This window comes from uncultured Hyphomicrobium sp. (assembly GCF_902826555.1).
Taxonomy (GTDB): Bacteria; Pseudomonadota; Alphaproteobacteria; order Rhizobiales; family Hyphomicrobiaceae; genus Hyphomicrobium_C.
This window is the reverse complement of record NZ_CADEFI010000064.1, coordinates 1-11,600: the sequence shown is the minus strand read 5'-3', so window position 1 is coordinate 11,600 and position 11,600 is coordinate 1. Positions and strand designations below refer to the sequence as shown.

Annotated in this window: 8 protein-coding genes; 5 read left to right on the top strand and 3 right to left on the bottom strand. The window is 65.2% G+C overall.

The features are described 5' to 3' along the window. The first annotated feature begins 100 nt into the window (after positions 1-100). Positions 101-1,222, top strand: a complete 1,122-nt coding sequence (locus QZV93_RS17065) for a class I SAM-dependent RNA methyltransferase (protein WP_295559876.1) — start codon at positions 101-103, stop codon at positions 1,220-1,222. Between the two features lie 5 nt (positions 1,223-1,227). Here the strand turns inward: QZV93_RS17065 and QZV93_RS17060 are convergent, their stop codons facing one another. Next, positions 1,228-4,062 (bottom strand): CHAT domain-containing tetratricopeptide repeat protein, encoded by a 2,835-nt coding sequence (locus QZV93_RS17060; RefSeq protein ID WP_295559875.1) that lies wholly within the window; start codon positions 4,060-4,062, stop codon positions 1,228-1,230. 312 nt (positions 4,063-4,374) lie between these two features. Between QZV93_RS17060 and QZV93_RS17055 the strand changes: the two genes are divergently transcribed. Continuing rightward, the gene (locus QZV93_RS17055) at positions 4,375-4,983 is read left to right on the top strand and encodes a Pr6Pr family membrane protein (RefSeq protein WP_295559873.1); all 609 of its coding nucleotides are present in this window, start codon (positions 4,375-4,377) and stop codon (positions 4,981-4,983) included. Positions 4,984-5,029: 46 nt separating this feature from the next. On the opposite strand, the gene QZV93_RS17050 is transcribed toward QZV93_RS17055, so the two are convergent. Further along, positions 5,030-5,602: an NAD(P)H-dependent oxidoreductase gene (locus tag QZV93_RS17050; protein ID WP_295559872.1), complete on the bottom strand. Its 573-nt coding sequence runs from the start codon at positions 5,600-5,602 to the stop codon at positions 5,030-5,032. A 204-nt stretch (positions 5,603-5,806) separates the two neighbouring features. Between QZV93_RS17050 and QZV93_RS17045 the strand changes: the two genes are divergently transcribed. Next, a complete protein-coding gene (locus tag QZV93_RS17045) occupies positions 5,807-6,208 on the top strand; it encodes a DoxX family protein (RefSeq protein ID WP_295559870.1) in 402 nt (133 codons plus the stop codon). Positions 6,209-6,277: 69 nt separating this feature from the next. Further along, positions 6,278-6,739, top strand: coding sequence for a pentapeptide repeat-containing protein (locus QZV93_RS17040; RefSeq protein ID WP_295559868.1), 462 nt, complete (start codon positions 6,278-6,280; stop codon positions 6,737-6,739). A gap of 13 nt (positions 6,740-6,752) precedes the next feature. On the opposite strand, the gene QZV93_RS17035 is transcribed toward QZV93_RS17040, so the two are convergent. Further along, positions 6,753-7,922: a hypothetical protein gene (locus QZV93_RS17035; RefSeq protein WP_295559866.1), complete on the bottom strand. Its 1,170-nt coding sequence runs from the start codon at positions 7,920-7,922 to the stop codon at positions 6,753-6,755. Positions 7,923-8,691: 769 nt separating this feature from the next. Between QZV93_RS17035 and uvrA the strand changes: the two genes are divergently transcribed. Further along, positions 8,692-11,600 (top strand): excinuclease ABC subunit UvrA (uvrA, locus tag QZV93_RS17030; RefSeq protein ID WP_295559877.1); only part of this gene is annotated, 2,909 nt, incomplete at its 3' end.

Below are 11,600 nucleotides of genomic sequence, written 5' to 3'. Positions count from 1 at the left end.
GCCGCGCGAACGGCAATCCCGATCGCAACGCCGTGCGAGATCGGCGTCGCACCGCAAAAAAGATCTCGATACACGCTAGCCTTCCCGATATGCACGCGCCATGAAACCGAACGGCGATTTCGAGATCTTCCTGGCCACCGCTCCCGGCCTCGAGCCCGTGCTGTGCGAGGAGGCCAAAGCCAACGGCTTCCGCGCACCGAAGGCCGTTCCGGGCGGCGTCAGGATCGAGGGCCGCTGGCACGATGTCTGGCGCGCCAACCTCGTCATGCGCGGGGCAAGCCGCGTGCTCGCGCGGCTGGATGCTTTCCGGGTGACGGCACTCGACGATCTCGAGAAGCGCGCCCGGCGTGTGCCGTGGGGCGACATCCTGCGCGCCGACGTCCCCATCCGCGTCGAGGCAACCTGCGCGCGCTCGCGCATCTACCATTCCGGCGCCGCGGCGGAGCGCATCGAAAACGCCGTCCGCAACGCGCGCGCCGCACCGGTCTCGCCTGACGCCGGCCTCACCATCGCCGCGCGCATCGAGAAGGACCTCTGCACCATCAGCGTGGATACCTCAGGCGATCTCTTGCACAAGCGCGGCTTCAAGGAGGCCGTCGCCAAGGCGCCCTTGCGCGAGACGCTGGCGTCGCTGTTCCTGCGCCAGTGCGGCTATGACGGGCGCGAGCCGGTCGTCGATCCCATGTGCGGATCCGGCACCTTCGTCATCGAGGCGGCGGAGATCGCCGCCGGGCTCGCGCCGGGCCGCGCACGCTTCTTCGCCTTCGAGCAGCTTGCGACCTTCGACGCCGACGCCTGGCAGAAGTTGCGCGACGCCAGAAGCGCATCCGCCACGACGCCACCCATCCGCTTCTATGGCAGTGATCGCGACGCCAACGCCATCGCCATGAGCCGCGCCAACGCCGAGCGCGCCGGTGTCGCCGCCTTGACCGAATTTCAGAAGCGCACCATCACCGAGTGCGCGGCACCGGACGGACCACCAGGCCTCGTCATCATCAACCCGCCCTATGGCACCCGTATCGGCGACAAGCAGCAGCTCAGATCCTTGTACCGCGCCATCGGCCGCACGCTGCTCGACAGGTTCCCCGGCTGGCGCGTTGGCCTCCTCACGAGCGAGAGCGCGCTTGCCAAGGCAACGGGACTTCCCTTCGAGCCCCCCGTCGCACCGGTCCCCCACGGCAGCCTCCGCGTGACGCTCTACCGGACCGCCCCGCTCGCGTGACCGCATCACGGGCCCGGTGAGCGCGCCGACGCACCACCACCGCCGACCACGAAAAACGGCGCCCAATAGGAGGGGTGCGCACGCCCCGGGTCAGTCGAATCCGCAAGCTCTAACATGGCGCCTTGCAGCGCTTGCGCTCCGCTGACATCGCCTTTTCCGACGCGCCGCATGGCCGATGTCACCAGGGCCACGGCGGCCTCCTCCCTGACCGACCAGTGCGAGACGATGAGACCGCGAGCCTGTGCGTAGATAAACGCGCGAGCGAGCCCCGAAAGGGATTCGCCGGTTGTCGTCGCATCCGATTTTCCGTCACCGCCGCTTCCTGCAGCCGTATTGCATGCCGACAGGATCACCCAGTCCGCGTCGAGCTTGAGCTCGGTGACCTCGGACGCCGAGAGGTACCCGTCGTTGGCCTCACTCTCGGGCTTGGCGGGCGGCGTCAGGATGAGCCCGGGCTCCGATTGGTCCACGACTTGCCCCGCGGTCACGCCATGGGTGGCAAATTGCACGACCCGGAAATCCGCCAGCCCGCCGGACGTGCTGAGGTTACGCAGCGCGGCTTCCGTGGCAGCGCGCCCGAGGAGCACCTCGCTGTTCGCGAATGCCGGATCCGCGGCGATGTCACAGACCAGCTTGGCCGTCCCCGGCACCGGTTTGAAGCGTTTGATCTCTGCGACGGTCTCCTCAACTCCAAGTCCCGCCATACGGATCTTTTCACGCAGGTCCTCTTCCGGCGACCGCGGCAACCCGCAGCGTTGGTGATACGCCGCAATGCTCGCATCGAGGACGTCCTGGCCATTTTTCGGGTCGCCCTCGAGCCCGGGATTGGCAAAGGCGATCATAAATTTTCTACCCGTGCTTGCGCCGGCACTCGCCCGCAGGGCCTGAAGCGACGCCACGGCCGGCAACACGGTGATGGCGTGATCGCGCACAAGCCAGGCGATCTTGCCGCCGTCGGCCCCAGCGGGAGGCGCCGCCGCCACGAGCACCTGGAAGGGAAGCCGGGTCAATGGTCCGGATGGCACAACGAGCAGCTGCTTGCCTTTGATAAGGTCGCTGGCCTCTCCCAGAAGCGCCGTGTAAAGCCTGAAAGAGCGGGCGTGGTCGAAAGGCAGCGTCTCGGGCCGCGAACTTTTTGCATCACGGGCGAGCTCCGTATTGCATTTGGCAAGCCCCTCACCCGCCCATGCCCCGTCGTCGAGCCCGCACCGCAGCGCCGTGACCTCGCGCTCGAGCGATTCCGAGCCGAGGTCCGAGCGTGTCCATCGCGCTTCGGATTTCGTCACGACCCAGATGAAGCTCTCCTCCGGAAGCGGCGCGACGTCGGGCGAGTCGAATTTCACCGCGCCGGTGTCGAGGAAAAGCAGCAGCGCTTCATCGTCCCTGAGAAGCGACTGAACATCTGCAACCGCAAGCGGCTCCAGGTTGGTCAGCGATGCGTAGTCGGGGAAATCGGTTGCGAGACGCGCGTCGATTTCGGCAATTCGGGAATCGATCGCGGCGAGGCGATCCGCGAGCGCCTTCTCGGCGGCGGCATTTCTGCTGTCCGCCCCTTGGGTTCTGGCTGAGATCAGGATCTTGTCCTTCGTCCGCCATTCTCCGACTAGGTCCTGCCGTTCGCGCACGCGCCCGGCAAGCTCCGGTGACGTAACAGCGGATCGAGCCGCCATCTGTGCGACGGCGCGTCCGGCCCGCGATGACTGAGCCCACTGCGCCATCTCGAATGCGGCAGGCAGGCTATCGGCTGCGCCCGTGCTCTCGAAAAACCGGCGCAGCGCTCTCACGCGGGCCACGAATTGGCCCTGCGACTGAGCACGCAGGCTGTCATCGTCGGAGTTTCCGCCACTGCCCAACTCGCGCCGCAGGTTTGTAATGACGATCCGTGTCGCTTCTGCGAGCTTCGCCGCCGCGGCGGACCAGTTGCGTTGCAGATAATCACAGCTCCCCATGTTGCCGAGAGTGGTTGCAAGACGAGGATGCTCTTTCCCAAGGATGGCATAAGTAATGGCGCGATCCCGCTCGTAGAGCGGCGCGGCCTCGGCACAACGGCCTTGTCCGAGATAGAGCGTGCCGAGATTGGCGATCAAGGTGGCGACGTCCGGATGCTCGGAACCGAGGATCTTCTCGAGCAGCTCGATGGCGCGGCGCATCAGCTTTTCCGCCGCCTCCTTGCGTCCGAGCCGATTGGCGAGCAGCGCCAGCTTCTCGACCGTGATCGCCCCTTCGTAGTCCTCGCTCGTTCCGGTCGCCTGCCCGATGGCCAAGGAACGCTCGAATGCGGAAACAGCCTCCTCGAAACGCCCTGTGCTCTCGTAAAGGCTGGCGAGATTGTTGAGCGATTGCCGAAGTTCGGGGTGGCCTGGTCCAAGGTTTTTCTCGCGGATGCTCAACGAGCGCCTGTAGACGGCCTCCGCATCCGGAAAGCGGCCAAGCCCTTGATACAGGTTGCCCAGATTGTTCAGCACCGAACCGACGGCCATATGGTCGGGCCCGAGCGCGGCTTCATAGCTTTGCAAGGCCCGCTTGTAGAGCGGCTCCGCATCCGAATAGCGGCCCGCACCCGTATAGAGCTCCGCCAGATTGTTTGCGAACGTCGCGGTGTCCGTGGAGTCCGGTCCGAGCTGCTGCTCGGCAAGCTTGAGCGCGCGTTCGCCTTTCGGCACGCATTCGGCGAACCTGCCGGCACGGAGGCACCCGATGACCTGCTGATAAAGGGTCGAAAGATCGGCGCCGTCCTGCGCGCTTGAAACCGTTGCAAGCACCGTCGCGATGATCGTTGCAAGGAGTGCGGCGCGCAGATCGCGTTGAACCTGCGCCCGTGCAGGCCGCCCGCACGTCATGGCAATCGTGCTGGAGCCGTGTTGCCTTCCGCGACGTCGAGCGCAGGCCCTGCAGTTTCGATCGAGGTGTTTCCCAATCAACGACCAAGCCACGCGCCGCCTCCTTGTGTTCGTGGAGAAGCGGCGCCGAGTGTGGACCTGCGCGTCGTGCTATGACAAGACCTCCTTCACGCCGCGACGCGACAACCTGCTATTGTCGCGCGCCGCCGCATCCCATCCCTTCCCGTCATCGACGCCCGTTGCAGACCTTGCTAGTCTCCACGTACGGCGCCGGGAACGCCGCAACGTCGCGAATAATCCGGGGGGGAGCCCATGTCCACCGTTCTCCGTGCCATCGCTGCCGCCATTGGCTGGTTCGCGGTCATCCTCCAGTACTGGCTGGTCATCACCGGAGACATCGGCCCCGATCCGATAAACCGCACCATCAACTTCTTCAGCTACTTCACGATCCTGACCAACATCATCGCCGCCGTCGCCATGACCGCGTCCGTCCTCGCACCCGGATCGTTTTTCGATCGCCCGTCGGTCCGCACCGCCATCGCCACCTACATCATCGTCGTCGGCGTGGTGTACCATATGATCCTGCGCGACCTCTGGAACCCGCAGGGCTGGCAATGGATCGCCGACGTCAGCCTGCACTACGTCACGCCGGTGCTCTTCGCCCTAGACTGGCTCCTGTTCGTGCCCAAGCGCGGCGTGGCATGGACGACGGCGCTGGCCGCTCTCGTCTATCCCCTCGTCTATATGGGCTGGACCCTCTGGCACGGCTCCTGGAGCGGATTTTATCCGTATCCGTTCGTCAATGTGTCCGAGATCGGCCTGGAGAGGACGTTGATCAACGCCGGCGGCATGACGGTCGCGTTCCTGGTACTCTGCCTCGTTCTCATCGCCTTCGGCCGCCTGATCGGCCGCACCGCCTGATTGCAACGAAGCAACCGGACTGGCGCAACAGACGAGATCCATGCCCTCACGCGCAGCGGCGCCCGAGGTCGCGTGCCGCCGCGATCCATCCTTCGCGTTTGGATCGGCTCACCGCTTTGATCGAGCCGTGGATTGTCACCCGCACCGGAGCGACGCCCATGAAGCGCAGGATATTGTGCTCGAGCAGCTTCACCGCGTGAGCTCCGAACCACCAGCGGTAGATCAAGCCGGGCATGCCCATCGTGACGATGACCCGCGCCGACTTTCCCTTGAGCACCTGCACGAATTTGCCGGTCTTGGCCGGCTCGATCAGCTCCGGCTGCAGGATTCGCTCGAGGAAGCCCTTGAGAAGCGCCGGCATGTCGCCGAGCCAGAGCGGGAAGACGAAAACGAGATGATCGGCGGCGCGGATGTCCCGATAGACCGTTTCGAGGTCGGGCTCGCGCGGCTGCACACGCACATAGGCCTCGCGCAGAATGGGATCGAACGTCAGCACCGCCAGCTCAATGGTTTTCACCTCATGGCCGGCTTCCTCGGCTCCGCCTCGGTAGGCCTCCGCGAGCGCCGCACAAAACGTACCCAAACGCGGATGCCCGACGATGATCGCAATTCTCGCCATGGAGATACCCTGATCACACGATCAGGGGCTATCGCCCGGGCCGGTCCGAAACGCCTTGACCTCCGTCAAGCCCGCATCACGCAAGCCATGAAACCCGACGACGTTAGGCGCCACGGCCGGGCGTAACGCCCGTAACAGCCGCGACGCTTGACCATTGCTAGGTCACCGCGGACTGTCAGCAATCAGTCGTTTGGAGACTCAAGAATGGCGGACGCCGTACCTTCCCGCACCACGCTCTGGATAAGCTTTGGCCTCTCGGCACTCGTCGTCGTGTTTCTTCTGGTCGATGCAGCTGTGAACCTCTTCGCCCCTCATCTCCTCGCCGGGGTTCAGGCCGAGGTCGGATTCCCGCCGGATCTGTCGCCGCTCCTCGGTGGCATCATGCTTGTTTGCGCCGTCCTCTTTGCGATCCCGAGAACCGCCACCATCGGCGCCATTCTCATAACCGCCTTCGCAGGCGGAGCCATCTGCACGCACCTGAGAATCGGTGAGATCGGATCGCCGCCTCAGCTCTTCGCTATAATCTTGGCGGTGATCGCCTGGCTGAGCCTGTGGCTGAGGGACGCCAACATTCGCAACGCCGTGGGTTTTCGCGGCGCGCTCTAGAGCAAGACGTTGCGCTGGCAGCGGCGCGGACGCGTCGCCGCCAGATCGCCTTTGTCGGGAGCCGGTGACATGCTGATCGAGGACGAGCTGTTCAACGAGGATCATCCCCCGCCCCGCGCATTTTCCGACGAGTGGCGCGATTGCGTGATCCGCCGCACGACCATCGACGCCGCCACCCTGGAAGGGCTGAGCTTCGACGGCGTCATGGAAAGCTGCGTCATCACCAGCAGCGATTTCTACTGGGGACATTTCAATTGCGCGCTCGTGGCCCGCACGCGCTTCGAGGCTTGCCGCTTCCCCGCCACCTCGTTCCGCGGCTGCACGTTCGTCGACTGCGAGTTCATCGACTGCCGCTTCGAGCTCTGCAACATGGGCGGCGATTGCACCATTGACGATTGCGTCATGGCCGCCTGTCGCTTCGTCGGCTGCACCTGGATCACCAAGGGTCCCGACTGCAAACGCGACGTCACGCGCACGCGCTGGCTCGGCTGCACCCAGGAGCGCTGCAAAGGTTTTGACGGCATGTTCTGACGCGCGAAGACCGCTACGGCGTGGCGAACGTAAGCCTCGCCCCCGCCCGCCAATCGAGGAGATCGTCGAAGGCGATCGAAGCCGGCGCATCTGCGGCCGCGGTGGGAAGAACCGCCGTCGGCGTTTCGCTGAGATAGTCGACCGCGCCGGTGACCGACAGCCATGCCGTCCCGCTGAGGGCATAGCGGACACCGGCTTCCGCGCCGAGACGATAGCCGGTGCGCGTGTCGGAATCCGCGACATGCGCGTCGTAGATCCCGGTCCCGAACAAGGAAGGTACCACGAACGAGCTGCTGAACTCGGCATCCGTGTCGATGTTGTAGAGACCGGCGGAGGCCCGGCCGAGAATGCTGAACGGACCACCCAGTGGCGCGGCGCCTTCAACCGCGACCTGGACGCCGAAAATATCGCTCTCGACGTCCGACGAGCGTGAACCCGAGGCATCCAGAAGATCTGCCACGCCTGATGTCCGCGTGCTCTGGTCGTAGCGGATATAGAACGGCTCCGCTCCGAGCGTGACTGTCGCGCCCCCGATCTTCTGGTCCGACTTCAGGCGCAGGCCGAATTCCGTCAGGGTCAGGTCTTGCGTGACGTCGACCTGCAAGTCCTCGACCGGAGCCGCCGCAATGGCGATCGCCGCAACGTTGTCCACGCTGCGCAACCCAAGGGCGCCGTTCGGCGATTGATCCGCATCGGACCCGGTGCGGCTTGCATACGCTTCGATCCTGCTCACAACACCGAGCAACGGTGCCGTGAAGGAATAACCGACAGTGCCCCCCACATAGCCGCCATCGTCAACAGCCAGGAAGCGGCTTGCGTCGAAAAGTGGCCCCACTCGCACTGTTGCAGATTCAGTGCCGCTCGCAGCGGTGGCCTCGACCCGCGGATTTCCGACCGCCATGGCTCCAAGCACAACGCGCCCAGGTGCAACCGCCACGTTCGCTGCGGCTGCCGTTGTCGCGTTTGCACTCGCGGCACCCGACACCGCTCCTGGTGTCCCGTTGATCACTGTGGTCTCGCCTTGGGTGGTCGAAACGGTTGGGGCGTCGGCGTTGTGATATCCGCCTTCAACGGAGACGTAGACCCCGCCGGGCTTCGTCGGGCTACCGATTTCGGCCTGCGCGGAGGCGCTGACGAGAGATAGGCAGAGCACGACGCCGGTCTTCGGCACGTTCCTGGGCATGGTACGCAACACTCCAACTTCCACGCTGACCGCTCCACCGTAGGGCGATGGATGACGTGTTAGAAGGCGCGCAACTCCGTTTTCGGACGAATGAACGGCCATGTGTCGGCGGCGACACAGGGCCAGTGTTGAGGGTGCAGCGCAGCACGCCTCATCGGAGGGCACCGGACGTTTCAGGCCGAACTCATCGACGCCCTCCGCGTGCTCACCGCCCGGTTCCGCCGGGCGGGATGGGATCGTCGGACACGGCAGATAGGATTTCGTGGCGTGAGTGCACGCCTTGCGCGGAGCAGCGGAAACCGTCACGGCGGCTGCAGCCACGAGGCCAAGGACAAGAGCGGCTGTCAGCACTTTGATCATGACGGATCCTCCAAGTTCTTGGTTGCAGATCGAGCCGCGCAGGCTGCGGGGACCGCAGACCGCAAGGTCACACGTCGGGATCTGAAGTGGGGAGCGTGTCCGGGAAGTCACGCGGCTCGCGCACATGCGGATCGCCCGGCCCCGCAACGATGCCTGGCCGATGCCGTCGCTCCAAGTATGTAACGGTATGGCACCGCGCGGAGGCCCTGGACCGGTTGCACTTTTGCGCCGGCACCGGCCGTCCGCCCCCCTACAAACCCGCCGTTCGTACCCCTATATCCCGCCGTCCACCCCAGAATGTCCCCCGCGCCGTTGGGTTGCATTGCCGCCGCCCGGACGGCACGCTACGTAGGGCTCCATGAGCAAACCGCCCAAGAAATCCGCCCCCTCCCGTTCCGGCTCCGAGCTGATGAAGACCATCCACGTCCGGGGGGCCCGCGAGCACAACCTGAAGAACGTCGACCTGGAGATCCCGCGCGACGCTCTGGTGGTTTTCACCGGGCTTTCGGGCTCCGGCAAATCGTCGCTCGCTTTCGACACCATCTACGCCGAGGGCCAGCGCCGTTACGTCGAGAGCCTGTCCGCCTACGCCCGCCAGTTCCTCGAGATGATGCAGAAGCCGGATGTCGACCACATCGACGGCCTGTCGCCCGCCATTTCCATCGAGCAGAAGACCACCAGCAAGAACCCGCGCTCGACCGTCGGCACCGTCACCGAAATCTACGACTACCTGCGCCTGCTGTTCGCCCGCGTCGGCGTGCCCTACTCGCCCGCAACCGGCCTGCCCATCGAGAGCCAGACCGTGTCGCAGATGGTGGACCGCGTCATGACGCTGCCCGATGGCACCCGCCTCTACCTGCTGGCTCCCATCGCCCGCGGCCGCAAGGGCGAGTTCAGGAAAGAGCTGGCCGAGCTTCAGAAAAAGGGCTTCCAGCGCGTCAAGATCGACGGCACCTTCTACGAGATTCCCGACGCGCCCAAGCTCGACAAGAAGTTCAAGCATGACATCGACGTCGTCGTGGACCGCCTTGTCGTGCGCCCCGACATCGCCAAGCGTGCAGCCGACAGCTTCGAGACCGCACTCGGGCTCGGCGACGGCATTGTCTTCGCCGAGCTGGCCGATAAGCCGCTCGCGAAAGAAGAAACGGAAGGCGCCAATAAGAGCAAGAACGAGACCCACGAGCGCATCACGTTCTCGGCCCGCTTCGCCTGCCCGGTGTCCGGCTTCACCATCGAGGAGATCGAGCCCCGCCTGTTCTCCTTCAACGCCCCCGCCGGCGCCTGTCCCACATGCGACGGCCTCGGCACCGAGCTCGTCTTCGAGCCCGAGCTGGTCGTCCCCGACGGCTCGCTGAGCCTTGAAAACGGCGCCATCTACCCGTGGGCCAAGACCGGTGCCGTCTCGCCTTACTACGAGCAGACGCTCGAAAGCCTCGCCAAGCATTACAAGGTGTCGATGAAGACGCCGTGGGAGCGCCTGCCGAAGCACGTGCAGCTCGCCATCCTGTTCGGCTCCGGCGATGAGGAGATCAAGTTCACCTACTGGGACGGCACCCGCAACTACACCACCGAGAAAACCTTCGAAGGCGTCATCGGCAACATCGCCCGCCGCTTCAAGGAGACGGACAGCGACTGGGTGCGCGAGGAGCTGTCGCGCTACCAGGACGCAAAGCCCTGCGAGGCCTGCAAGGGCTATCGCCTGAAGCCGCAGGCGCTCGCGGTCAAGATCGGCGGCAAGCATATCGGCGAGGTCGGCGACATGTCGATCAAGACCGCCAACGACTGGTTTGCCGGTATCCCCAAGACCTTCACCAAGCAGCAGACCGAGATCGCCACCCGCATCCTGAAGGAGATCCGCGAGCGCCTGGTGTTCCTCAACGACGTCGGCCTCGAATACCTGACGCTCTCCCGCTCCTCCGGCACGCTCTCGGGCGGCGAAAGCCAGCGCATCCGTCTCGCATCGCAGATCGGCTCCGGCTTGACCGGCGTGCTCTACGTGCTCGACGAGCCATCCATCGGCCTCCACCAGCGCGACAACGACCGCCTGCTTGGCACGCTCCGGCACCTGCGCGACCTCGGCAACACGGTCATCGTCGTCGAGCACGACGAGGACGCCATCCTCACCGCCGATCACGTGGTCGACATCGGCCCCGGCGCCGGCGTCCACGGCGGCGAGATCATCGCGCAAGGCACGCCCGACGACATCATGGCGGCGCCGAAGAGCTTGACCGGCCAGTACCTCTCCGGCGAGCGCCAGGTTTCGCTTCCGAAGCAGCGCCGTCCCTTCGACAAAAAGCGCACGCTCAAAGTCACCGGCGCCCGCGGCAACAACCTGCAGAACGTCACCGCCGAGATTCCGCTCGGGCTCCTGACCTGCATCACCGGCGTCTCGGGCGGCGGCAAGTCCACGCTGCTGATCGATACGCTCTTCAAGGCCGTGGCACGCAAGCTCAACAACGCGCGCGAGCACCCCGCCCCGTTCGACAAGCTCGAAGGCTTGGAGCAGCTCGACAAGGTGATCGACATCGACCAGTCGCCCATCGGCCGCACGCCGCGCTCGAATCCGGCCACCTACACCGGCGCCTTCACGCCGATCCGCGACTGGTTCGCAGGCCTCCCCGAGAGCAAGGCGCGCGGCTACGGCCCGGGCCGCTTCTCGTTCAACGTCAAGGGCGGCCGCTGCGAGGCCTGCCAGGGCGACGGCGTCTTGAAGATCGAGATGCACTTCCTGCCCGACGTCTACGTCACCTGCGACGTCTGCAAGGGCAAGCGCTACAACCGCGAGACGCTCGAGGTCACCTTCCGCGACAAGTCCATCGCCGACGTGCTCGACATGACGGTCGAGGAAGGCGCGCAATTCTTCAAGGCCGTGCCGCCGATCCGCGACAAGCTGGAGACCCTGGCCCGCGTCGGCCTCGGCTACATTCACATCGGCCAGCAGGCAACGACGCTCTCGGGCGGCGAGGCGCAGCGCATAAAGCTGTCGAAAGAATTGAGCCGCCGCGCGACGGGACGCACCCTCTACATCCTCGACGAGCCGACGACCGGGTTGCATTTCCACGACGTGGCGAAGCTGCTCGAGGTGCTGCACGAGCTGGCCGACGCCGGCAACACGGTGGTGGTGATCGAGCACAACCTGGAGGTCATCAAGACCGCCGACTGGATCATCGACCTCGGCCCCGAAGGCGGCGACGGCGGCGGCAAGATCGTGGCAGCCGGCACGCCGGAAGACGTCGCCGCCACCAAGGAAAGCTACACCGGCCGGTATCTGAAGGACTTGCTCGTCAGACGCTCCAAGTCATCCGGCGGCAAGAAGCA